Annotated in this window: 20 protein-coding genes; 11 read left to right on the top strand and 9 right to left on the bottom strand. The window is 42.5% G+C overall.

The features are described from left to right. Positions 1-518 precede the first annotated feature (518 nt). The 3 genes from AB4160_RS19140 to tesB all read right to left on the bottom strand — a co-directional run bounded on the left by AB4160_RS19140 (position 519) and on the right by tesB (position 3,175). Positions 519-1,751 carry an MFS transporter gene (locus AB4160_RS19140; protein WP_372006035.1) on the bottom strand — a complete coding sequence of 411 codons (1,233 nt, stop codon included), beginning with the start codon at positions 1,749-1,751 and terminating at the stop codon, positions 519-521. A gap of 161 nt (positions 1,752-1,912) precedes the next feature. Beyond that, positions 1,913-2,308: a YbaY family lipoprotein gene (locus tag AB4160_RS19135; RefSeq protein ID WP_076540422.1), complete on the bottom strand. Its 396-nt coding sequence runs from the start codon at positions 2,306-2,308 to the stop codon at positions 1,913-1,915. 3 nt (positions 2,309-2,311) lie between these two features. After that, positions 2,312-3,175, bottom strand: a complete 864-nt coding sequence (gene tesB, locus AB4160_RS19130) for an acyl-CoA thioesterase II (protein WP_372006033.1) — start codon at positions 3,173-3,175, stop codon at positions 2,312-2,314. Between the two features lie 234 nt (positions 3,176-3,409). Here tesB and AB4160_RS19125 point away from each other — a divergent pair, with 234 nt between their 5' ends. After that, complete coding sequence (locus tag AB4160_RS19125) at positions 3,410-4,291, top strand: 1,4-dihydroxy-2-naphthoate polyprenyltransferase (RefSeq protein ID WP_102439476.1); 882 nt, start codon at positions 3,410-3,412, stop codon at positions 4,289-4,291. A gap of 93 nt (positions 4,292-4,384) precedes the next feature. Here AB4160_RS19125 and gndA read toward each other — a convergent pair whose 3' ends face one another. Then, positions 4,385-5,914 carry an NADP-dependent phosphogluconate dehydrogenase gene (gene gndA / locus AB4160_RS19120; protein WP_372006031.1) on the bottom strand — a complete coding sequence of 510 codons (1,530 nt, stop codon included), beginning with the start codon at positions 5,912-5,914 and terminating at the stop codon, positions 4,385-4,387. A 527-nt stretch (positions 5,915-6,441) separates the two neighbouring features. On the opposite strand from gndA, the gene AB4160_RS19115 reads away from it, so the two are divergent. Beyond that, positions 6,442-7,440 (top strand): LysR family transcriptional regulator, encoded by a 999-nt coding sequence (locus tag AB4160_RS19115; protein ID WP_102520633.1) that lies wholly within the window; start codon positions 6,442-6,444, stop codon positions 7,438-7,440. 215 nt (positions 7,441-7,655) lie between these two features. Here the strand turns inward: AB4160_RS19115 and AB4160_RS19110 are convergent, their stop codons facing one another. Both AB4160_RS19110 and AB4160_RS19105 read right to left on the bottom strand, forming a co-directional pair. After that, entirely contained in the window at positions 7,656-8,132 is a 477-nt protein-coding gene (locus AB4160_RS19110; RefSeq protein WP_102520632.1) for a hypothetical protein, read from the bottom strand. A 283-nt stretch (positions 8,133-8,415) separates the two neighbouring features. Continuing rightward, positions 8,416-10,335 carry a propionyl-CoA synthetase gene (locus AB4160_RS19105; RefSeq protein ID WP_372001348.1) on the bottom strand — a complete coding sequence of 640 codons (1,920 nt, stop codon included), beginning with the start codon at positions 10,333-10,335 and terminating at the stop codon, positions 8,416-8,418. A 428-nt stretch (positions 10,336-10,763) separates the two neighbouring features. Between AB4160_RS19105 and AB4160_RS19100 the strand changes: the two genes are divergently transcribed. The 9 genes from AB4160_RS19100 (at position 10,764) to AB4160_RS19060 (ending at position 20,746) form a co-directional block, all read left to right on the top strand. Further along, complete coding sequence (locus AB4160_RS19100; protein WP_102436306.1) at positions 10,764-11,162, top strand: MerR family DNA-binding transcriptional regulator; 399 nt, start codon at positions 10,764-10,766, stop codon at positions 11,160-11,162. A 127-nt stretch (positions 11,163-11,289) separates the two neighbouring features. Continuing rightward, positions 11,290-12,459 (top strand): isovaleryl-CoA dehydrogenase, encoded by a 1,170-nt coding sequence (locus tag AB4160_RS19095; protein ID WP_102477009.1) that lies wholly within the window; start codon positions 11,290-11,292, stop codon positions 12,457-12,459. A gap of 229 nt (positions 12,460-12,688) precedes the next feature. Beyond that, the gene (locus AB4160_RS19090; RefSeq protein ID WP_102436302.1) at positions 12,689-14,296 is read left to right on the top strand and encodes a carboxyl transferase domain-containing protein; all 1,608 of its coding nucleotides are present in this window, start codon (positions 12,689-12,691) and stop codon (positions 14,294-14,296) included. Between the two features lie 39 nt (positions 14,297-14,335). Continuing rightward, complete coding sequence (locus tag AB4160_RS19085; RefSeq protein ID WP_102436300.1) at positions 14,336-15,172, top strand: enoyl-CoA hydratase-related protein; 837 nt, start codon at positions 14,336-14,338, stop codon at positions 15,170-15,172. Continuing rightward, positions 15,172-17,217 (top strand): acetyl-CoA carboxylase biotin carboxylase subunit, encoded by a 2,046-nt coding sequence (locus AB4160_RS19080; RefSeq protein WP_372006029.1) that lies wholly within the window; start codon positions 15,172-15,174, stop codon positions 17,215-17,217. Before AB4160_RS19085 ends, AB4160_RS19080 begins: the two co-directional genes overlap by 1 nt. Then, positions 17,218-18,120, top strand: coding sequence for a hydroxymethylglutaryl-CoA lyase (locus AB4160_RS19075; RefSeq protein ID WP_102436296.1), 903 nt, complete (start codon positions 17,218-17,220; stop codon positions 18,118-18,120). 81 nt (positions 18,121-18,201) lie between these two features. Beyond that, entirely contained in the window at positions 18,202-18,918 is a 717-nt protein-coding gene (locus tag AB4160_RS19070; RefSeq protein WP_102436294.1) for a CoA transferase subunit A, read from the top strand. 11 nt (positions 18,919-18,929) lie between these two features. Further along, positions 18,930-19,586 carry a 3-oxoacid CoA-transferase subunit B gene (locus AB4160_RS19065; protein WP_102436292.1) on the top strand — a complete coding sequence of 219 codons (657 nt, stop codon included), beginning with the start codon at positions 18,930-18,932 and terminating at the stop codon, positions 19,584-19,586. A 653-nt stretch (positions 19,587-20,239) separates the two neighbouring features. Further along, positions 20,240-20,746: a hypothetical protein gene (locus tag AB4160_RS19060; RefSeq protein WP_133126596.1), complete on the top strand. Its 507-nt coding sequence runs from the start codon at positions 20,240-20,242 to the stop codon at positions 20,744-20,746. Positions 20,747-21,194: 448 nt separating this feature from the next. On the opposite strand, the gene AB4160_RS19055 is transcribed toward AB4160_RS19060, so the two are convergent. The 3 genes from AB4160_RS19055 to AB4160_RS19045 all read right to left on the bottom strand — a co-directional run bounded on the left by AB4160_RS19055 (position 21,195) and on the right by AB4160_RS19045 (position 23,586). Continuing rightward, positions 21,195-21,746, bottom strand: a complete 552-nt coding sequence (locus tag AB4160_RS19055; protein WP_102440646.1) for a hypothetical protein — start codon at positions 21,744-21,746, stop codon at positions 21,195-21,197. A 517-nt stretch (positions 21,747-22,263) separates the two neighbouring features. After that, positions 22,264-22,608, bottom strand: a complete 345-nt coding sequence (locus AB4160_RS19050; RefSeq protein ID WP_102477004.1) for an FKBP-type peptidyl-prolyl cis-trans isomerase — start codon at positions 22,606-22,608, stop codon at positions 22,264-22,266. 576 nt (positions 22,609-23,184) lie between these two features. Then, positions 23,185-23,586 (bottom strand): hypothetical protein, encoded by a 402-nt coding sequence (locus AB4160_RS19045; RefSeq protein WP_372006027.1) that lies wholly within the window; start codon positions 23,584-23,586, stop codon positions 23,185-23,187. Positions 23,587-23,645 lie beyond the last annotated feature (59 nt).

Below are 23,645 nucleotides of genomic sequence, written 5' to 3'. Positions count from 1 at the left end.
AATCCCCTAGGGGATACCACCTTCTTTTTTCTAAAAGAACATAAACCACTTAAATGTGGTTTTTTTGTGCCTAAAATTAGGCGAGTTGGTAGCGTGTTAAAAAAGCTCCAATGACGAATATGAGTAAATTTCCCAAAAGAACTCATCGCTAATATCTCATCGATATCTGTAACCTAATTCAAACAGCTCTTATCCATCATAGATCCTATTACGGATATACTCGATCACACCAATTACAGCAACCAAGCGAAAACACTATAAAATCCTCCAATTGATAACTTCAAATCCGCCTTAGAGAGTTTTCTAACTAGAACGATTCAAACCAATACTAAGCACTGCCTACTCACAACCTGCTATTCAATTCATCAATTAGTGACTTTATTAAATTCATTAACTAAATCGCTATTCAACTCTGTGCTTATAAAGTCTTATTTAACTGTAAATTTGAGACAAAAAAAGAAGCCATTAAGGCTTCTTCTATAAACAATGACGAAATTATTTTCCCAAGAGGACTGACATTATACAGCAGCTTTACTTAGGCTTTGATAATGCGACAACCTGAATATAGCCAGCGACAGTAATACCAATAAGCCAACTGAACCCACAACAACACCTTGCCATTCAGCTTGAACCCAAAACATCATCAAGTAAGGCCCTCCAAGAGCTGCGCCGAGATAATAACTACAAAGGTATAGTGATGTTGCTTTAGCCCTGTGAGAGGACGCCCTGATGGCCACAAATGAGTTACAACAGCTATGGGTTAAAAAGAATCCACTTGCTGTTAATAAAAAGCCTATAACGATAGCAAATAAATTATCAACTAAGGTCAGTAAAGTACCCAAGAACATCACAACTAATGCGCCGCGATATAAAAATTCCACCCCAAATTTAACCACCCACTTTGCAGATAAGTACGAAGTAAAAGTGCCACTGAGATAGCATAAGAAAATTAATGTCGCACCGAAACGACTAAACCCATACGGCTCAGCCATGAGGTGTAATTGAATAAAACTAAACTGGTTTACCATCATCATAAACGCTATGCCACCAATGACATACACTAAGCGCATTTGATGATCCGTTAAGTGATAAACAAAGCCGCCAATATCTTGTTTTATCTTCAAAAAGGTACTTTGCTTATCTAATTGTGGGGCATTTTTTTGCTCACATCGAGGTAATAGATAAGTCACCAAGGCGATACCCGTTAAGGTCACCAAAAAATTCACCATCATTGCTGACTGCCAATCAAAGTATTGTGACAATAACCCACCCATCAGGCGTCCGCCAATACCACCAAGACTATTGGACATAATGTAAATACCTGCAGCTTTTAGCATAAAGCTCGCTGGCAGTTGCTCTTTAAAATAAGCCATCGCAATGGCTGGTACGGCAGCTAACAAAACCCCTTGCAGTAACCTCACCATCAACAAAGAGTCAAAGTCTTGTACAAAAATCAGTAAGATATTAGAGGCTGCGAGTAACCACATACTCACCATGATCGGCATTAACCGCCCGACTCTATCGGAAATAACCGCATACAACAGTAATGAAAATGCCAGTGAAAAACTGGTAAAAGATAGAATCAATGTAGCTCTAGCACCTGAAACCTCAAAGTGTTCAGCAATGGATGGCAACATCCCCTGCATGGCATATAGGTTTATATAAACCACGACAGATGCTAAGCACAAAGCCCAAATTAAGCGTATTTCAGATTTTGGCCGACAGGTTTTAGACCTTGTAGATGCAGACAATTCAGGCACAACTTAAGCCTTAAATAAAAATTGATGAAGAATTTGATTATTACCCGAAAACCAACATAAGCAATGGCGGAAATATTAAGATGTGACTTATGCCCTAAAATGATTCTTAGGGCATTATATTTATAGGTTGAGTGAGTTAAACCTAACGAAAACTAATGAGGGACTTTTTTCATCACAACTTCAGTGGTGAACTTGTCGTTGTGGATGACTTGAAACTTTTCATAGGTTTGAAAAATTACCTGCTCATTGTAGGTAATCATTGCCACCACCCCATAATCCACCGCATCATCAATACCTTCAGCAGGTAAAGTAAACTTAAACGGCACTGGAGCTCTGGCAATATCGAAGGTCTTTTGTGAAATGATTGAACCTGGGGTATTAAAGTCAATAATGGCAATATTGATTTTACAGCCTTGAGGCAAGGCTATTTTTTCTAAGTAGCCCGCATAGCCATTAATAACCACTGGCGGCTCAGGTTGAACGGTGACACAAGCACTTAGCATTAATGTTAATAACGAAAATATCGCCATTTTAAATGAAAATTTCATAAATTATCCTTTTGTTATTCTAAGTAGGCCTTCTTGGGTTGCTGATGCAACTAAACGGCCTTGTTGATCAAAAAACTGCCCCTTTACAAAACCGCGACCACCGCTAGCATTGCTGCTTTCAACACTGTAAAGCAACCAATCAGAAAAGTTAAACGGTCTATGGAACCACATCGCATGATCAATAGTCGCCATCCTAACGCCAGGCGTTAAAAATGAAACCCCATGAGGCTGAGCTGCGGTGACTAAAAAATTAAAATCAGAGGCATAAGCCAATAAATATTCTTGTACATTATGATCCGTTGGGATTTTACCATTGGCACGCATCCAGATATATCGTTTGGGCTCAGTGGAATCAGGCGCGATGGGGTGCGAAGGGTTAACTAAACGCATCTCAATCGGTGAGTCAGTCATAAACTTTTCAAGTATTCTTGCTGGGATCTTATCTCGCATACTCACAGCAAGTTCTTGCTGATTAAGTATGCCTTCAGGCCCGGGGACATTAGGCATTTCAGCTTGATGTTCAAAGCCTTCCTCTGGAGCTTGAAAAGAACAGGTCATATAAAAAATTGGCCTACCCTTCTGAATCGCTTTTACGCGTCTTGCACTGAAGCTGCCGCCATCACGCATATTTTCAACATCATAGACAATCGGTAACTTTTCATCACCGGCTCGTAAAAAGTAAGAATGTAAAGAGTGCACATGGCGATCTTCACTGACGGTTTGCTTAGCAGCGCTCAGCGCTTGCCCCATCACCTGGCCACCAAAAACATGACCAAAACCCAAGTCTTGGCTTTGACCGCGAAACAGCCCTAATTCAATTCGCTCTAGAGACAACAAAGACAAAAGGTCATTTAATACTTGGCTCATAATATTCCTAGCAGTTTATTTACTTATCACTAATATCATAGGTTAACTTAATAACCTTGGTTACTGGAAAATTTAATCGTAAATTGAGTCGCATATAAAATTAAATCTACCTAGAAGAAAAAATAGCATAACTTTTTCATCATTTGCGAGATCATAACCCCGTACAAAATCTCAAAAAATTGCTATGCTATTAGTCCATTCTAATTTAAATCAACACCCTGAAGCCTTAATTATATGCAATCTTGGATTTTAGCTATTAGACCACGTACTTTACCGGCTGCGATTGGTCCATTATTAATTGGTAATATTTTAGCACTACATTTAGAACTTTTTAGTTTTACAATTGCTTGTATCTCGATGCTGTGTGCTATTTTATTGCAAATAGCCGTAAACCTAGCCAACGATTATTTTGACTACAAAAACGGTATTGATACCGATGAGCGTGTTGGTCCAGTTCGAGTTACCCAAAGTGGCATGATATCTCCCAACAGTGTTCGAAATGCGATGATTTTGTGTCTTATTCTCGCACTTATCGTCGGCTCAGCACTGATTTTACACGGTGGTTGGCCTATCGCTATTTTAGCTGTAGCCTCATTATTAGGTGCCGTCTGTTACAGTGGCGGCCCGTATCCATTAGCTTCTCACGGTTTAGGTGAAATCGCCGCATTTGTTTTTTTTGGACTAGTGGCCGTAGTAGGTAGTTATTACTTACAGGCTGGGGAAACCAGTATCAGCGCTTGGTTACTTGGCAGCGCCATTGGTATGTTCAATGCCGCGATTATGCTCGTCAATAATACCCGTGATATCCAAACTGATACCAAAGCTGGCAAAAACACCTTAGCGGTTCGTATCGGCCAAGCTCAGGCAAGAGTGCTTTATCAAGCCTTAGTGTATTTACCCTTTGGGCTCATCATTGGCGGTTTTCTGATGGGCTACCTTGCTGGTTTACCGGTTTTACTCGCCGGGCTTTCCATCGTTTATGCCCGTCAGTTAAGTGGCGAGTTCAGTAACACCAGTGGTGAAGCACTCAATCCAATTCTAGGCAGAACCGCAAAACTCACAATGATTTTTAGCTTGTTATTTAGCATAGGTTTAGTGTTTAGTTTGCCGCAATAATAAAATATCACCAATAAAAAGGGCTTCTACTATTTAGTAGAAGCCCTTTTTTAATCTATTGATTTACAATAAGTCTTAAACTGCTTTTGCAATTTAAACTTTAGATAAGGTGCGCGCTTTAGCACTCCAATCTAAATGATACTTTTCACCCGCTGGCTTGTCAGTGCGTTCAAACGTATGAGCACCAAAGAAATCGCGCTGACCTTGAAGTAAGTTAGCAGGCAAAGTTTCACATCGGTAACTATCATAATAAGCAATTGCCGAGCTAATACATGGCGCTGGCGTGCCTTGCATCACTGATGCGGCAACCGTTTTACGCCAATTCATATGTTTAGCCGATAAGCTAGCACTGAAGGTATCAGCCATTAATAAGTTCGGCAGCTCAGCATTATCTTGGTAAGCCTTGGTAATTTCTTGCAAGAAAGTGGCACGAATAATACAGCCTGCACGCCAAATTTTGGCTATTTCAGCAAAATCTAAAGTCCAGTTTTGCTCTTTCGCGGCCATTGCCATTAGCTGGAACCCTTGTGCATAGCAGCACACTTTGGCGCAATATAGTGCATCTTCTAAGTTAGCAATAAATGCTGCTTTTTCTGCATCAGAAAGGGTTACAACCGCAGGGCCAGCAAGTTTGCTGTTAAGCTGTACTCGTAAATCTTTTTGAGTACTTACCGCGCGGGCATAAACAGCTTCGGCAATCGTAGGCGCAGGGCAACCAATTTGTAAACTGCTTACCGCAGTCCAAAGGCCTGTGCCTTTTTGACCCGCTTTATCAAGGATCATCTCAACTAATGGCTTGCCTGTTAGTGGATCGTCTTGCTGCAATACTTCTGCACTTATCCCCATCAGATAGCTATTCAAGCTGCCATTATTCCAGCCATTGAAAATATCACCAATTTCATGGGCACTTAAGCCTAATCCGTCATGAAGCAATTGAAATGCTTCGCAAATTAACTGCATGTCCGCATATTCAATGCCGTTATGTACCATTTTCACATAGTGACCAGAACCGGCAGGACCTATGTATGTTGTACAAGGCTCGCCTTCAACAACAGGGTTACCAGGCTCAAAACGTTCAATGGGTAAACCTGTAGCAGGATCGACTTTAGCTGCTATGGCATTCCAGACAGGTGCTACATACTGCCATGCAGCTTTATCGCCACTAGGCATTAAAGAAGGGCCAAATCGAGCGCCAACTTCACCGCCAGAGACTGCAGAGCTAAAGAAAACAAACTTACCTTTATAACGTGCTTCACGTTCTACAGTATCAGTCCATAAACTATTACCGGTATCAACGACAATGTCATCTGACTCAATGCCCGCTTCAATTAATGATTTACACACTCCATCAACAGGTCCACCAGCAGGAACTGACAGCACAATAACACGTGGCTTAGTTAGAGATGACAGCATTTCGGTAAGATTATTACAAGCCAGCATTCGGGGGGCTGAATTGGCTTTTCTTTCCGCTTGTTCTTGATTAATGGCAGCATTAACTTTGACAGTATCTAAATCAAAAGCAGCAACCTGGTAGCCATTATCAACGATGTTTAACGCGAGATTCTTGCCCATAACACCAAGGCCAATAACGCCGATGTCTGAACTGAATGGTAGGGTATTCATTTATTATTTTCCAAAGGTCGCAGAGATTAATCGCGTATAGCGAATCCATTTGGACGGTGATTATACTGATTTGTGTAACTAAATTACAGTCATAATACGTGCATACACTTTTGCCAAAAGCGGCATATTAGATCACCAACAAGACTCTGAAAAAAATTATTCATATAAGACAACACCTTAATCTAGATTTTTAACTTTAGATAAGCAAGTTATGCTTTGTTTATCCGAGTAAAAGTTATTTTGCATTTCCTTTTACTGGCATTAAAAACACATATCAATCATTAAACCTGTTCACTTAACCAGCAATCCTAAATTGTATAGGTAAAGTGTACTTTCTCTAAATCCACCAGTTTTAACCAATTAAGCTAATGATTTAAAATTAGATTTTACCCCTCTGCCAATTAACACTTCTTGAATAAATTCCATTAAAAAATGTGATTAGGTTAATAAATACTACAATTAACCTGCAACCTATACCCCGAAATTGGTATATTCAAAAAATTCACATCTGCTACGGAAACTAATCAATGATTAACGCGACCACTCAAGACAAGCTTCAGCATCTTGATTACATGACATTATTAGTATTTTTAAGGCTATATGAATTTAAAAGTGGCAAGCTCACTGCTGAAGCTTTTAATGTTCCTCAATCAAAGATAAGCCGCTGTTTATCACGCTTGCGAGATGCATTTGATGACCCCTTATTTGTCAAAAAAGTAGCCGGTCTTGAAATTAGCGATAAAGCACAACGGCTCTACCCCATCATTAAAAAAATCGAGATAAACCACCTCGACTTAGCCCAAGAAATTGATAAAAGTAATGACAAACTTGATAACAAAGTTGTTATCCATGCTCCATCGGGCTTCACCAATGGCCTACTAAGAAATCTCTATCAATGTAGTTGCATGAGCGCCTGTGTGAAATCAGCGGTACTGCAAGACAATGGTCCCAATGATGAAGAAATGCTGCTAAATAGCCAATGTGATGTGGTGATAAGTTGCCAAGCATCTAGCCATGTAGGGATTCAAAATCAGAAAATATGTGAAGTGCGAGATACCTTCATTGTCGCAAGAGATGATCACCCAATTTGGAATGAGATATACAAACCTATTCTTGATAGAGTGCTGAACTACCCGGTTATTTTGACCGAAGTGTTACACTTTAATAGTGACATTGAAGCCACACCACTGAAACAGTTTGCCGATAGCCGTAAACGCGAGCTCGACGTTGCAGCCAAAACCAATAATCTCAATGAAATTAGTGACTTCCTCGTTGGCACTGATGCCATCACGTTAGTGGTATCACAAGGCGCGGTTGATCACTTAACTCAAAATGAAGCAATTAGGGCGCAAATGATACCGAAAACAGAGCGCGCCGAACTGATGCGTAATAAGCCTAATATGAACCTGTATATGCAAACCCGAAAATCAGAGCGCAAGTTAACTGATTGCGTTAAACATAAAATTGCACAACTGGTTACTCAGGGCGCCAATGGCAGCGATGAAGCCTGTCTATTTGAAAAATAAACACCAGCGACATAAACGCCGAGCAATGCTCACAACATTTAGGTGAGCAAACAATGCAAAGGCTATTGCTGAGTTCAATAAATAATTTGATGCCGTTGCATCAAAAATAATAACCACAAGGTTTTTCAGTAAACTTATTCATAAAAAGCAGACTATTTGATTAAAAATAGTCTGCTTTTTTGTATCTATCCTTAAGGCCTTATCAGCTTGTTACTTCACTTAATCTCTGTAATGTTAATACTGCCTTTGCCATAGGCTGGGTGGCCTTTTTGCTGCTCTTCAGGTAATCGATTAATGCAATAATTGATATAGAAAATATTAAATACCACGGTGAAAAACGTGTTCATTTTGAAATCAATTCCAAAATTCACATGGGCATAGTCTTGTAATGCAGAACGGGCCCTAAATGACCAAAACACGTACAAGAAGAAAGCGCCAAAAAGTAACAAACTACCTACTCCACTCAATAACCCCATTGCACTGTGTGACAGCACACCACCAAAGCCAAAGCAAACCGCGATAGCGATAATAAAGTCGTCATCAGCGGTGCGAATTGATGTAATTGCATCCATTTTGGGATACTTAGCAAATAACCAAATTATCGGGTAAATACCACCAGTAAAAATGGTTAACCAAAATAGTCTGCTGGTTTTAGTATTAATCTTTTCTGGCAGTTCTTTAATGTTGTTCATAAAACTTGATCAAACCTTTGTCATATTTACTGGTTAACAGTCATCTTTCTCAATTTCAGCCACGAGTAACTGAATTCGAGAATACATCTAGTTTAACGATAGATAGAATACCCTTGCCGATTATAAAATAAAAAACATCTCAGTTTGATTAAATAACACTATAAATCAGCACTTAACTCTCAGTTTAGACCAAATTTAGTCCTTAATATCTTTATATTCGATAAAAAGGCGTTATCCATAAAAAAACGAGCCATCAGGCTCGTTTGTTAACATGACACACAAACTAAACCGTGAGTTCCTTGGCCAACGCATCAGCATAGCCCATCTTAGTTAATGCCGTGCGAATAATATCTAGCGTCATCGGATCTTCAATAGTGGCAGGCATAGTATATTCGTTATTGTCAGCAATCTTACGCATGGTGGCGCGCAAGATTTTACCCGAGCGGGTTTTAGGCAGTTTTTGCACCGCGCTGACTAATCGAAAAGACGCCACTGGGCCAATTTCATGTCTCACCAATGCTAGTAACTCTTGATATAAAACTTCATCAGATAACTCGACGCCATTTTTAAGTACCACTAGCCCTAACGGTACCTGACCTTTGAGTTTATCTTGCACCCCAATAACCGCCGCTTCTGCAACCGCTGAATGTTGGCACAATACCTCTTCAAAGCGCCCAGTAGATAATCGGTGCCCAGCAACGTTAATAATGTCATCTATGCGGCTCATAATATACAGGTAGCCATCTTCATCAATATAGCCCGCATCGCCCGTTAAATAATAACCTTGATACATAGATAAATAGCTCTCCACATAGCGTTTATCGTTGTTCCATAAGGTGGTTAAGTTACCCGGTGGCAACGGCAGTTTAATCACCACATTACCACTTTCATTGGCGCTAACTTGCTCGCCCATGGCATCGAGTACTTCGACCTGATAACCGGGTACTGGTCTTGCGGGCGATCCCGCTTTAATCTCGATAGGATCTATCCCCATCAAATTCGCCGCAACTGGCCAACCGGTTTCAGTTTGCCACCAGTGATCGATAACAGGTTTGGCCAATTTATCTTGGGCCCAATTGAGCGTGTCGGGATCGCAGCGTTCACCCGCAAGAAATACTTGCCCTAAACACGATAAATCAACACCTTTAACTAATGCTCCGTCAGGATCTTCGCGTTTAATGGCTCGAATGGCCGTCGGCGCGGTAAAAAAGCTTTTTACATTATATTGTTCGATGATCCGCCAAAAAGCCCCCGCATCGGGGGTACCAATGGGCTTACCTTCATACATCAATGTTGTTGCGCCAACTAATAATGGCCCGTAAACAATATAAGAATGACCCACAACCCAGCCCACATCTGATGCAGCCCAAAACACATCGCCAGCGCCGATATTATATATGTGCTTCATAGACCAGATTAGCGCCACCCCATGGCCACCATTATCTCTCACCACGCCTTTGGGTTGGCCTGTTGTACCTGAGGTATAAAGCACATACAGCGGATGGGTCGCTTCAACGGCGACGCAATCCACTGACAATGCATGGCTCACAGCACTTTGCCAGTCAACGTCCCTTGGGCTTTGTAAGTCTGCAGTATATTGAGGTCGATTGAGAATAACGCAATGGTCAACTTGGTGAGACGCTTGAGCTAAGGCATCATCTAATAGCGGTTTGTACTTCACCACGCCTGACGGCTCAATACCACAAGATGCCGATAAAATAAGTTTCGGTTTAGCATCATTAATCCGGGTGGCTAATTCATTGGCTGCAAAGCCGCCAAACACCACAGAGTGAATGGCGCCTATGCGGGCACAGGCCAGCATGGCATAGGCGGTTTCTGGCACCATCGGCATATAAATGACCACTCTATCGCCCTTTTCAATGCCAATGGATTGCATGTAACCGGCTAACCGGCTCACTTGGGATAGTAATTCTTGATAACTAATACTGTACTGATTTTGGGTTACAGGACTTATGTATTCAATGGCAATGCGATCACCGTGGCCAGCTAACACATGACGGTCAACAGCGTTATAGCAGGTATTCATTTCGCCACCAGCAAACCATTGATAAAATGGCGCATTAGCCTCATCTAACACACTATCAAACAGCTTATCCCAGGTAATGGCCTTGGCAGCCTTTCCCCAAAACCCTTGTTTATCCTGTAAAGAATCTTGATGCATTTCAATCCCTAAACCAGCCATAAGCTACTCCCCACTGAACGATTGACCTTTCACGCTAAGTCATACCTTTAAATAACTTACCGTGAGTAATATTGAATTAACTTCATTATGGCGTGGTTAAAAAAGTTTCCCCATTAGACCAAGGGATATAGAAATCTCAGCAATAACACATAAATAAAAACTTCAGTGTTATGATGCTAACTTAATGATAATTATAAGTTAGCACTAAAAATCACCATTAATTATTAACCTAATTAATGGCGTCTTTGCTACAATATTGAATTCACTATTCTGTCACTGCGCCATTCTTGCGCGCGGTAATCCCTAGGCCTTGGCAAGCTGTATTTACATTGTTTTTTAACAAAAACAGCCTTGGCAACTGGCGACAAACTTTACCTTTACGTAAACTTCATATATCTTGCATCAAAAGACGTACTTTTGGTGAAACGATGAGCGCAAATTTAAACCCACAATCCACTTATTCAATTAGTGATTTATCAAAGGAATTTGATATCACCACACGTAGTATTCGGTTTTATGAAGACCAAGGCTTAATAAAACCTAAGCGCCGCGGTCAAACACGTATCTATAGTTTAAAAGATCGTGTGCGCTTAAAACTGATATTACGAGGTAAACGTTTAGGTTTTTCGTTAGCGGAAACCCGTCGTTTGTTTGAGCTTTACGATGCAGATAAAAGCAGTACTTCTCAACTACAAACAATGCTCGATTTAGTAGAAGAGAAAAAAGCTTCTTTGCAGCAGCAAATGGACGATATCAAGGTGGTACTTATGGAACTGAACTCTGCTGAGCAGCAATGTAAGTCAGCCCTAGAGGAAAGTGTTAAATAGCGACTCATCATCGACAGCAAAAGATCCGTTTAACTGAATAATAACAGCAACAATATAAAAATTATAAGCCTAAGGAACAAGATAGTTTCACGGCGCAAATAGCTAATATTCAACAGGACACAAGACAATGACATCACTCTATACAAGCCTTAATTTCGGCCTGGGCGAAGACGTGGACATGCTTCGCGATGCCGTACATGATTTTGCCAGCAACGAGATTGCGCCCATCGCGGCGCAAGTTGATCAAGATAATGCTTTTCCTAACCACATGTGGCCAGTTCTAGGAGAGATGGGACTCCTTGGCGTCACCGTGCCTGAAGAGTATGGCGGCGCGAATATGGGCTACCTTGCCCATGTCGTCGCCATGGAAGAAATCTCCCGCGCCTCTGCTTCTATTGGCTTAAGTTACGGCGCCCACTCAAACCTTTGCGTTAATCAAATTAACCGTAATGGCAGCGCTGAGCAAAAAGCCAAGTACTTACCCAAATTAGTTAGCGGTGAACATATCGGCGCACTGGCCATGAGTGAACCTAATGCGGGCTCAGACGTGGTGTCAATGAAGTTAAGCGCCCGTAAACAAGGCGACCGTTACATTCTTAATGGTAACAAAATGTGGATCACCAATGGTCCTGATGCTGACACCTTAGTGATTTATGCCAAAACTGATGCAGACAAAGGCCCACATGGCATCACTGCATTTATTGTTGAAAAAACCTTTAAAGGATTCAGCACCGCACAAAAACTCGATAAATTAGGCATGCGCGGCTCCAATACCTGTGAATTGGTATTTGAGAATTGTGAAGTCCCTGAAGAAAATATCTTAGGCGGCCTTAACAATGGCGTAAAAGTACTGATGAGCGGCCTTGATTACGAACGCGTGGTGTTATCAGGTGGGCCGTTAGGCATCATGAATGCCTGTATGGATATTGTCATGCCTTATATTCACGAGCGGGAACAATTTGGTAAATCCATTGGTCAATTCCAATTAGTCCAAGGCAAGCTTGCCGATATGTACACCGGCATGAACGCTGCTAAATCCTACATCTATAACGTGGCCAAATCTTGTGACCGCGGCGAAACCACCCGTAAAGATGCTGCTGGCGCAATTTTATATAGCGCCGAGCTTGCCACAAAAATGTCACTGGATGCGATTCAGTTACTAGGTGGCAATGGTTACGTCAATGAATATGCCACAGGGCGTTTATTACGTGATGCCAAGTTATATGAAATTGGTGCGGGAACCTCAGAAATTCGCCGCATGTTGATTGGACGTGAGCTGTTTAATGAATCCAAATAGCTGTTAAATTTGGATAGCTAATCCAAATAGCTGTTAAATTTGGATAGCTAATCCAAATAACTTCTAGAATTTAGCTAGTTAGCAGCACACTAAAAAATACAATCAACACCAAATTATTCAAAAGTTAACGTCAATAGCAAAGTGTTTAGTGCGTAGCGTGGTTGAGACCCCATCCCCCTTTAGACTCAGCCATGCTAACGCCTCACTTGACTCATTAAGGATATGAATTGTGACGCAATTGAGCAGCCGTATTAACGCCCGTAGTGACGAGTTTAAAGCCAAGCATGATGACATGGTGGCATTAGTTGATGATCTAAAAATCAAACTCACCCAAATTGAACAAGGTGGCGGTCCTGTCGCCCTTGAGCGCCATCTGTCACGAGGTAAATTACTGCCCCGTCATCGAGTCGAAAAACTGCTCGATCCCGGCTCACCCTTTTTAGAAATATCCCAATTCGCCGCCTATGAAGTTTATGATGAAGCTGTGCCCGCAGCCGGTGTGATTGCCGGTATTGGCCGTGTAAGCGGTGTTGAATGTATGATTATCGCCAATGACGCCACCGTTAAAGGCGGTACTTACTACCCTATTACGGTGAAAAAGCATTTACGGGCCCAAGACATTGCCAGTCGCTGTCATTTACCTTGTATCTACCTAGTGGATTCAGGCGGGGCAAACTTACCAAGACAAGATGAAGTGTTTCCCGATCGCGATCATTTCGGGCGTATTTTTTACAACCAAGCGCAAATGTCAGCTAAAGGCATTCCGCAAGTGGCTGTGGTCATGGGTTTGTGTACAGCAGGTGGCGCCTATGTTCCCGCCATGGCAGATGAGTCGATTATCGTAAAAGAGCAAGGCACTATTTTTTTAGCCGGCCCGCCATTAGTTAAAGCCGCTACCGGCGAAGAAGTAACCGCCGAAGAATTAGGCGGCGCTGAAGTACATACTAAGATTTCTGGTGTTGCCGACCATTTAGCCCAAAATGATGACCACGCACTTGAGCTTGCCCGTAAAGCCATTTCACGCTTAAACCATCAAAAGCAAATTACAGCCCAGCTAAGTCCATCAAAGCCACCTAAATTCGATATCAGTGAATTGTACGGCATTGTCGGTACCGACCTTAAAAAGCCCTTTGATGTTAAAGAGGTTATTGCCCGGGTTGTTGATGACTCAGATTTTGATGAATTTAAAGCCAATTACGGTAACACGCTGGTTTGCGGCTTTGCCCGCATTCATGGCTACCCTGTCGGCATTGTGGCTAACAACGGCATTTTATTTTCAGAGTCGGCCCAAAAAGGCGCGCACTTTATTGAATTGTGTTGCCAACGCAAAATCCCATTACTGTTCCTGCAAAACATCACTGGTTTTATGGTAGGTAAAAAGTACGAACATGAGGGTATTGCTAAGCACGGCGCTAAAATGGTTACCGCAGTATCTTGTGCCAATGTGCCTAAATTTACCGTCATCATTGGTGGCAGTTATGGCGCGGGTAACTACGGCATGTGTGGCCGTGCATTTGAGCCCACCATGATGTGGATGTGGCCCAATGCTCGCATTTCAGTCATGGGCGGCGAACAAGCTGCTGGTGTATTGGCCACAGTTCGCCGTGACGGTTTAGCCCGTAAAGGCCAAGACTGGTCTGATGAAGACGAGCAAGCCTTTAGAAAACCGATTGTTGAGCAATATGACAAAGAAGGTCATCCCTACCATGCCAGTGCACGCCTGTGGGATGACGGCATTATCGACCCTGCTCAAACGCGTGATGTAGTGGGTTTAGCGTTATCGGCGGCGTTAAATGCGCCTATTGAAGATACCAAGTTTGGTGTGTTCCGCATGTAATTGCGGTTATTCATTCAATATCAATAGGAGCATGCAAACATGGCAATAGCCAACCCATATCAATACATTCAATGCCAGCTTAACCAAGGCGTTGGTGAATTAATTTTAGACCGCGTTGAAAAACATAATGCCTTTGATGAAGTGATGATTAATGAAATGATCACCGCCATCGAAGCCTTTGCCGAAAACGACCAATGCCAGCAATTAATATTGCGCGCCAACGGTAAAAACTTCAGTGCTGGCGCTGACCTTAACTGGATGCGCAAGCAAGCCAAAATGGACTTTGAGCAAAACCTCAATGACGCCCATGAACTGGCTAAATTAATGCACGTGCTAGATAAGTTTCCTAAGCCGACTATCGCCTTAGTCAATGGCGCAGCCTTTGGCGGCGCACTGGGATTAATTTGCTGCTGCGATATTGCCATTGCCAATGAGCGCGCAAGCTTTTGCCTCAGTGAAGTCAAACTCGGTTTAATCCCTGCGGTTATCAGCCCTTATGTGGTGCGAGCCATGGGCAACCGCCAAGCACGACGTTATATGCTCACCGCCGAGCGCTTCAGTGCCACTGTAGCCTTAACTCATCAAATAATTCATGAAGTTAATGATGATTTAGACGCAGCAGCCCAGCCGTTTATCGAGGCCTTTAACGCTAACAGTCCCCAAGGCATGGCTTGGGTTAAAACCTTAGTGTCCCACCTTGAAGATGGCGTGATAAATGACGCCACCCTTGCCCATACTAGCGAGCAGATTGCCCGCATACGTGTATCAGACGAAGGCCAAGAAGGCCTCAATGCATTCTTTGAAAAACGTTCACCATCATGGCGTGCTCAATCGACTAAAAGCAGCGCTAAGACTGATGCACAAGGAGCCCAATAATGTTTACTAAGATTTTAATTGCCAATCGTGGTGAAATTGCCTGTCGCATCATCAACACCGCCCGCGCCATGGGCGTTCGTACTGTAGCGCTTTATTCTGATGCCGATAAAGATGCCCGCCATGTCACCATGGCCGATGAATCTTTCCACATTGGTGGCAGCGCTCCGGCTGATTCATACCTAAAAGCTGATTTGATCATTGAAATTGCGAAAAAGTCAGCCGCTGAAGCGATTCACCCCGGTTATGGTTTCTTGTCTGAAAACGCTGACTTTGCTCGCAACTGTGAGCAAAACGGCATTGTATTTATCGGCCCAGGCAGTGATGCCATTGATGCTATGGGCAGTAAAAGCGCCGCCAAAATGATTATGGGCGCAGCCAATGTGCCATTAGTGCCCGGTTATCATGGTGATGACCAATCAGATGAAACCCTACTGGCTGAAGCTGAAAATGTTGGTTACCCCATGCTGATTAAAGCGGCCTATGGCGGTGGTGGCAAAGGCATGAAGATTGTTGAAAGCCAAGCTGAAGTGCTAGCAGCGATTAACTCAGCTCGTCGAGAAGCGGCATCATCGTTTGGTAATGACAAATTATTAATGGAACGCTACTTACGCCAGCCACGTCATGTGGAGCTACAAGTGTTTGCCGATACTTTCGGTAATACCATCTATTTATCAGATCGTGATTGCTCCATCCAGCGTCGCCATCAAAAAGTGGTCGAAGAAGCGCCAGCCCCAGGGCTGTCAGATGCACTGCGTAAGCAAATGGGTGAAGCGGCAGTAGCCGCAGCTAAAGCCATTGATTATGTGGGCGCAGGCACGGTTGAGTTTCTATTAGATACTGATGGCAGTTTCTACTTCATGGAAATGAACACCCGTCTACAGGTTGAGCACCCAGTTACAGAAATGGTCACCGGGCAAGACTTAGTAAAATGGCAACTAATGGTCGCTAGTGGCAGTGAGTTGCCCCTTACCCAAGCTGAAGTGCGTATTCATGGCCACGCCTTTGAAGCTCGTATTTATGCTGAAGATCCCCGCAATGAATTTTTACCCGCGTCAGGCAAGTTAACCTTCTTGCGCGAGCCGGATCAAAACCGTCATGTACGCATTGATTCAGGCATTCGCGAAAATGATGTCATTAGTAACTTTTACGACCCAATGATTTCAAAACTGATTGTCTGGGACGAATCTCGCCCCCGCGCACTGCAGCGCTTAACCCACGCATTAAGCTCGTATCAAATCAGCGGCCTTAAACACAATATCGAGTTCCTCGCTAATATTGCTGAGCATAAAGCCTTTTCAGACGCCAATTTTTGTACCGACTTTATCGAGCGCTATTCCGACAGTTTAATTGGCAATGTTACTGATGAGTCAGACAACGCAGTGGCATTAGCGGGGCTTTATCAAGTATTAGCTCGCCAGCAAGCGGCAAAATCCACCGCCACCAACAGCCACGACCCTTACTCACCGTGGGGACAAGTTAGTGGCTTTAGACTCAATAGCGCCAGCGTGCATCATGTTGCCCTACTCAGCGACAGCAGTGACGAGCAGCAATTGCACAATCTCGTCATCACCGATTTAGGCGATGCACTGCATCTTAACCTTAACGGCCAAGCATTATCGCTTGCAGGCACCATTAAAGATGACATGCTGCAGGCTGAAATTAATGGCCATAAAAGCAACATTCCCGTCAGCCATCAAGGTGATGACTTTACCTTGTTCTTACCGAGCGGCAGCTATCACTTTAAAGCGATATTAGCCCAAATAGCTGAAGACACCATTGATAGCGCCGACAAATTAAAAGCGCCAATGAATGGCACTGTGGTCACTCACTTAGTTGAGGTGGGCGATAGCGTCACTGAAGGCCAAGGCTTATTAGTGATGGAAGCGATGAAAATGGAATACACCATTGAAGCGCCATTTGATGGTGTGGTCAGTGAATTTTACTTTCAAAGCGGCGAGCTCGTCACCGATGGTGCCCAACTGCTAAATGTCGAGCCAACAACACTTGATGTCACAGCGCCTGAATCTGCTGACTCGGAGGCATAAATGTTACCGAGCAATCTCCCGACTCAGGTCAGTATTTTTGAAGTTGGTGCCCGTGACGGACTGCAAAATGAAACCACGGTCTCTATTGAAAACAAAATTACTCTTATTGAGCAGTTAGCCGCTGCCGGTGTTAATCGTATTGAAGCGGCCAGCTTTGTTTCACCTAAGTGGGTGCCACAAATGGCCGACTCAGGTGATATTTTACGGCAAATAAAACGTAAACAAGGCGTGGTCTACTCTGCCCTCACCCCAAATTTAAAAGGGCTGGAACTTGCCCTTGACGCTGGCGCAGATGAAGTGGCCATCTTTGGCGCCGCATCAGAAAGCTTCAGCCAACGCAATATTAACTGCTCGATTGACGAGTCAATCGCCCGCTTTGAGCCAGTCATGGCGCTCGCTAAAGCGCGAAACATTAAGGTACGCGGTTATGTTTCCTGTGTACTGGGCTGCCCTTATGAAGGCGAGATAAAGAGCACAGAAGTGGCCCGCGTGTCTGAAATACTTTACAAAATGGGCTGTTACGAGATCTCCCTCGGAGACACCATTGGTGTTGGCACGCCACTAAAAGCCCGTAAGATGGTTGAAACCGTCGCTAATTTAGTGCCTGTCGATAAACTGGCGCTACACTTTCATGACACCTACGGCCAAGCATTAGCCAACATTCAAGCCTGTTTAACCACAGGCGTAAGCGTAATTGACTCATCGGTCGCAGGCCTTGGCGGCTGCCCTTATGCCAAAGGCGCATCGGGTAATCTCGCCACTGAAGATTTAGTTTATATGCTCCATGGCATGGGCATAGAAACTGGCATTGATTTACACAAACTTGCCCAAGCAGGCAATCAAATCAGCCAAGTATTGGGCCGCACCACAGGTTCAAAAGTCGCCCAAGCGCTAACGGTATAGGCCATTGTTTAAAGTCAGTGCTTAATAGCGCACATTAAAACGATATAAATTTGCAAACCGCAAACTGAAAAGGACAAGATTATGGCAGGACTCAACAAAGTCGTTCACAGTTACCAAGAAGCCCTAAACGGCCTCAATAACGACATGACAATTATGGTCGGTGGCTTTGGCCTGTGTGGTATCCCTGAAGGCCTGATTAATCATATGGTGACCACAGGCGTAACTGGGCTTACCGCAATTTCAAACAACGCTGGGGTTGATGATTTTGGTTTGGGCTTATTGTTAAAGCAGCGCCAAATTGCCACCATGATTGCCTCATACGTGGGTGAAAACGCCACTTTTGAACAGCAAATGCTATCAGGTGAGTTAAATGTCATCTTAACCCCACAAGGCACCTTGGCTGAAAAAATTCGTGCTGGCGGCGCGGGTATCCCAGCCTTTTTCACTGCAACTGGTTACGGCACGCCAATCGCTGATGGTAAAGAAACCCGTGAAATTAAAGGCCGTAATTATGTGCTTGAAGAGTCACTAACCGCCGATTTCGCCTTAGTTCGTGCATGGAAAGCCGATACCATGGGTAACTTAATCTTTCGTAAAACAGCGGCTAACTTTAATCCTATGATGGCTACCGCAGGCAAAATCACCGTGGTAGAAGCGGAAGAAATTGTCCAGCCGGGCGAGCTAGACCCAAACCATATTCATACCCCTGGTATTTATGTTGATCGGGTGATTCAAGCAAGTTTTGAGAAACGTATTGAGCAGCGCACCGTTAAACCTCAACCTGACAACCAAGCATAAGGAGCAAGATCATGGCTTTATCAAGAGAACAACTTGCTCAACGTGTAGCCCAAGAAATGCAAGACGGCTTTTACGTTAACTTAGGTATCGGTATTCCGACCTTAGTGGCTAACTACATTCCTGCAGGCATGAGCGTGATGCTGCAATCTGAAAACGGCCTATTAGGTATGGGCGAGTTCCCAACTGAAGACACCATTGACGCCGACCTCATCAACGCAGGTAAGCAAACAGTCACCGCAGTTGATGGCGCATCATTTTTCTCATCGGCTGAAAGCTTTGCCATGATCCGTGGCGGCCATGTCGATTTAACCGTGCTCGGCGCTTTTGAAGTTGATGTAAACGGCTCAATCGCCTCTTGGATGATCCCAGGTAAATTGATTAAAGGCATGGGCGGCGCCATGGATTTAGTGGCAGGCGCTGACAATATTATTGTCACCATGATGCATGCTGACAAAAAAGGTAACTCTAAGTTATTACCTTTATGCGAGCTGCCATTAACCGGTTATGGCTGCATTAAACGTGTCATGACAGATTTAGCCTTTATGGAAATCAAAGACGGCGCATTCCACTTGTTAGAACGAGCCCCGGGTGTCAGTGTTGAAGAGATTCAATCTAAAACTGCAGGTAAGTTAGTCGTGCCAGAGCATGTACCAGAAATGGTGTTTTAACTTCTAGCCAAAAGTTAATTTATTGGCTTTTTTAAGATCAAAAGCGGACTCATTGAAGTTCGCTTTTTTGTTTGGAGGGTCTTTAGTGGATAGGGTTATTTACTGTTTTTAACAACAAAGACAACAGCAAAATCAAGGTCGTGGCGCTTCGCCCACCCCAGACGAAAGGGAAACAACAGCATTTCCCTTCTCGACATCCCTTGCCGCTCCAACGAAGTTATTCTGAGAAACGAATAAGCTGCGGCCTTATTCGAAAATAACTAACGCTTACGATGGGGCGTCCCTTCCCCTCGAAAGCTAGCCAGACATCCATGTCTGGACTTACGTCATTTTCTTCAACGACCACAGCAACTTCAAATGGAGATTATTGAATCTAGCAATTTCCTGTCTTTAGTATATGTTCATGACTTAAATAAGCACTTAAATGATTGGTTTCCATGATGAAGAGTTATCTATATCATGTAACCTATTGTTAAATAATTGAAAGTAATATTTTCAATTCTAATCTAAAAAATATAATTAACTATAAATAGAAAGCTTCATTTACATACACTGATTTAAGCTGTATTCAATTTAGCTCTATATTAGGCAATGTAAAAATGATTTTAAAATCAACCTTTACAAGTTTACCCAAAAATAAAAAGAGTAATTATATGAGCCCAGAAGAAATAGAACTCTATAAGGATGCTGTCAAAATTGGATTCCCTGCATTTGCCGGGTTAATTGCAGGATTTATACCTTACTTGTTGGAAAGGAGTAAGGTAAAACAGGAAGAAAAGAGCAATAATCAAAATTTTAGAAGAGCCAAAATAAATGAGTTAATAGATTGCTTTTCTAGTTTTTCAGGGAAATTATACGGGTACACTTCACACCTTCTATCGATAGGTATGTACCCTGAAAAAAGCCAAGTTGAAACTCTGAAAACCTCTGGATTTGATATGCTTTCTCAAGAGTCGAATCTTTCTAAAGCTAAAGCAATCGCTGGTTTACTAGGTAACTCTGAAATTGTAAATAAAGTGAATGAGTTTGACACACAAGCAACTGAAACAATTAATACACTAAATAATAGTAAGGCACTGAAAGAGCAAAAACTGGAATCAATAAGGCTATTGAGAATTAAGGAAACTGAGTTCATTTTAGTTTTAAAAAACCTTTTGTGATTAAAAAGTCACAAGATTTAGCAGGGATAGAATTCATGGGATTCCGTCAGGCTCAGAGTAAACTTAATAATTAATACCAATTGAACCTGCTGATTCAATGATCTCCGTTGGAAGTGTCTGAGGGCGTTTAGCTAATTTACGTGATGGAGGCAGGTCATTCACGTGCATCCCTGCACTACATGACATTCAGGCATCCTGCCTATCGACGCCGACATAGCCTTAGTTGAGCCATGGATGGCGAATCTAAGGCGGTAGTGAATTCGCTTAATTAAGCATGAGGATCAACACTTCGCCGGAGCGGCAAGAATCTTTATATATGAATCAGCGAAAAGGGAAATGCTGTTGTTTCCCTTTCGTCTGGTGTGGGCGAAGCACCACGACTTTAAATCTTAGTCACTGTAGGTAATATTTGAAAAGTAGACGATATAGAAACAGCAAGATTCTTAAACTATGACAAACTATCCGCATTCTTAAAAATATTACATATTTCAGAGGAGCTACTTCCCTCGCCATCGCTACTATCAAATGACAATACAGCTTGAACACCGCCGAGAAGCGCAAAATACTCATGTTCAACACCTTTAAAAGGTTTAATAAACCTAAATACAGAGCAGTGACCAGTAACATAAATATCTTCAATATAATGGTCAGAATATAACTTTTCTATTAGCTCTTTTTTGTCAACAGATAGCTTATCAATTCTAATAATGCCACCCTCATATACTAATAAACTAGTATAAACGAAATACTTTATGCTGGGCTCCCCTCTAGCTATTACATAGTAATCACTCAGTTCAAATGACTGATTACCACCACTTTCATCTGAAAGTAATACAACCTTATTATCTTCTTTATAATCGCTGCTATAAAAAATATAACCGTAAAGTATTAAATCTCTATACAAGTAAGTCAGAACATTTAAAGCAATAATGATAACTAAAAATATGGATAATTTAACTGTCCTTTTTCTTCCATTCCATTTAACTTTATTGGTAGCCATTTTGCTCACTTTGAAGAAGTACTTAACCCCACTTTATAAATAAATGGGGTCAGAGTAAACTTTCTTTATCCAACCAACAATTGAACCTGTTGATTCAATATTCTCCGTTGGAAGTTGCTGAGGGCGTTGAAGAAAATAGCGTGAGCCAGACATGGATGTCTGGCTAGCTTTCGTTTGGCCATCGATGGCCTATCGAAAGCGTCAGCTATTTTCGAATAAGGCCGAAGGTGACAACTTCGCCGGAGCGGCATGGGATGGTTCTTAGAAAGAGTAAGAGGGGGATTGCTGTTGTTTCCCCTCTTGGTCAGGTGTGGGTGGATAACCCACGACGTTGACTTAATGTGGCGAAACGCCACGACTTTAATCTCTGTGGCCGCAGGCCATAAACAAAAATGGCAGATTTCTCTGCCTTAATACACATTGTACATACTAAAAGTTACTGTATATATATTACTGTTGCCATTCATCATTCACTACAATGCTGATGATTAATCTCAGCAGTTATAAAGTACTAATATTAATCATCACGGGTTAGCACTTCTAATAATTCAATTTCAAAGAATAGATCAGAATTAGGCGGAATTTTATCGCCAATTTTGCGCTCGCCATAACCAAGGTGAGCAGGGACTGACAGTTTACGTGTTCCGCCGACCTTCATTGGGTTGTCCCCAATAATACCTTGATACCAACCTTGGATAACCCGTTTAGCGGTGATCACCACTTGAAATGCTTCTGAGCTATCAAATACGCTGCCATCGGCTAATTTACCGGTATATTTACAGGTGATTAATGCACCTTTTTCTGCGGCTTTGCCTTCACCAACCGTGATGTCGGTAATATTAAGTTCTGCAAGGGAGGTCATACGAATGCCTTTTCTATAAAATAATGTCGCTATGATAACAGCAAATTGACTCAATTCAGATGCTAAAAATAACTCATAGTCAGTATTTTGCAGCGTTTTTCATCGCTAAATGCTGTTGTAAACATGCTTAGATACTGCCAAACGTTTTTAGCCTATCTTCATTGTCGCTGGGGTAATGACCGCCATTGTTAAATAAGTGGGATCAAGAAAAATGGTTCTTAGAAAAGTAAGAGGCGGATTGCTGTTGTTTCCCCTCTTCGTCGGGTGTGGGTGGATAACCCACGACGTTGACTTTAGCAACCGACAGCTTGTAATCCTGCCACTAACTCTCAATCACCAATCACCAATCACCAATCACCAATCACCAGCTATCAAGTTACATCCAATCAAACAAACCATCAAACAAACCATCAAACAAACCATCAAACCATCAAACCATCAAAAATCAGCCACAAAAAAGGGAATACCTTGGCATTCCCTACTTCACTAACTCACTAGCTAAAGCTTTGATTACAACTTTAACCAAAACGATGGCAACAAATCTCAACTTAGCCATTCAATCGGCAGATTGAAAACCTAGAAGTGATATCTCACCCCAGCAATGGCTTCTAATTTCACTTTAACATCATCAAGTATATACAAGGTCGGTTGTGCTTCAGCAAAAAAGGTAAAACGCTCCACTTTAGCGTGAGCACCAAACACCGCTCTAGCACCTAACTGAATATCATCTTTATGTGAGTCAGCAATTTTACCCCCAAGGCCCCAATAAAAATTTGGGTTATCTTGGAAATTAAAGGTTCTATCCATAGTAAAAGATAACTCGTCAAATCCAACACCAATCTTGTAATCATCAATTTTGACATTGATACCTGAATCACTACCCACCATTAAACCCACTTGTGGCGCGGCGTTAACTGATGAACTGCTAAAAAGACTGAATAAAGCGATGAGGATTAAAGCCAGTGTTACGGATCTCATGTGATACCTTGCTAGATGCTAAATGGGGCAACATCCTAGCGAGTTAGCACAAGGGAGTA

Source organism: Shewanella sp. 10N.286.51.B8, assembly GCF_041469325.1.
Classification (GTDB): domain Bacteria; phylum Pseudomonadota; class Gammaproteobacteria; order Enterobacterales; family Shewanellaceae; genus Shewanella.
Note: the sequence above shows the minus strand (reverse complement) of the source record. Positions and strands in the feature narration are given on the sequence as shown.

What these genes read in the sequence shown, in the direction of transcription:
- AB4160_RS19135 (WP_076540422.1), bottom strand. Translation starts at nt 2,308, where the DNA reads ATGAAATTTTCATTTAAAATGGCGATATTTTCGTTATTAACATTAATG.
- tesB (WP_372006033.1), bottom strand. Translation starts at nt 3,175, where the DNA reads ATGAGCCAAGTATTAAATGACCTTTTGTCTTTGTTGTCTCTAGAGCGA.
- AB4160_RS19125 (WP_102439476.1), top strand. Translation starts at nt 3,410, where the DNA reads ATGCAATCTTGGATTTTAGCTATTAGACCACGTACTTTACCGGCTGCG.
- gndA (WP_372006031.1), bottom strand. Translation starts at nt 5,914, where the DNA reads ATGAATACCCTACCATTCAGTTCAGACATCGGCGTTATTGGCCTTGGT.
- AB4160_RS19115 (WP_102520633.1), top strand. Translation starts at nt 6,442, where the DNA reads ATGATTAACGCGACCACTCAAGACAAGCTTCAGCATCTTGATTACATG.
- AB4160_RS19110 (WP_102520632.1), bottom strand. Translation starts at nt 8,132, where the DNA reads ATGAACAACATTAAAGAACTGCCAGAAAAGATTAATACTAAAACCAGC.
- AB4160_RS19105 (WP_372001348.1), bottom strand. Translation starts at nt 10,335, where the DNA reads ATGGCTGGTTTAGGGATTGAAATGCATCAAGATTCTTTACAGGATAAA.
- AB4160_RS19100 (WP_102436306.1), top strand. Translation starts at nt 10,764, where the DNA reads ATGAGCGCAAATTTAAACCCACAATCCACTTATTCAATTAGTGATTTA.
- AB4160_RS19095 (WP_102477009.1), top strand. Translation starts at nt 11,290, where the DNA reads ATGACATCACTCTATACAAGCCTTAATTTCGGCCTGGGCGAAGACGTG.
- AB4160_RS19085 (WP_102436300.1), top strand. Translation starts at nt 14,336, where the DNA reads ATGGCAATAGCCAACCCATATCAATACATTCAATGCCAGCTTAACCAA.
- AB4160_RS19080 (WP_372006029.1), top strand. Translation starts at nt 15,172, where the DNA reads ATGTTTACTAAGATTTTAATTGCCAATCGTGGTGAAATTGCCTGTCGC.
- AB4160_RS19075 (WP_102436296.1), top strand. Translation starts at nt 17,218, where the DNA reads ATGTTACCGAGCAATCTCCCGACTCAGGTCAGTATTTTTGAAGTTGGT.
- AB4160_RS19070 (WP_102436294.1), top strand. Translation starts at nt 18,202, where the DNA reads ATGGCAGGACTCAACAAAGTCGTTCACAGTTACCAAGAAGCCCTAAAC.
- AB4160_RS19065 (WP_102436292.1), top strand. Translation starts at nt 18,930, where the DNA reads ATGGCTTTATCAAGAGAACAACTTGCTCAACGTGTAGCCCAAGAAATG.
- AB4160_RS19060 (WP_133126596.1), top strand. Translation starts at nt 20,240, where the DNA reads ATGAGCCCAGAAGAAATAGAACTCTATAAGGATGCTGTCAAAATTGGA.
- AB4160_RS19055 (WP_102440646.1), bottom strand. Translation starts at nt 21,746, where the DNA reads ATGGCTACCAATAAAGTTAAATGGAATGGAAGAAAAAGGACAGTTAAA.
- AB4160_RS19050 (WP_102477004.1), bottom strand. Translation starts at nt 22,608, where the DNA reads ATGACCTCCCTTGCAGAACTTAATATTACCGACATCACGGTTGGTGAA.
- AB4160_RS19045 (WP_372006027.1), bottom strand. Translation starts at nt 23,586, where the DNA reads ATGAGATCCGTAACACTGGCTTTAATCCTCATCGCTTTATTCAGTCTT.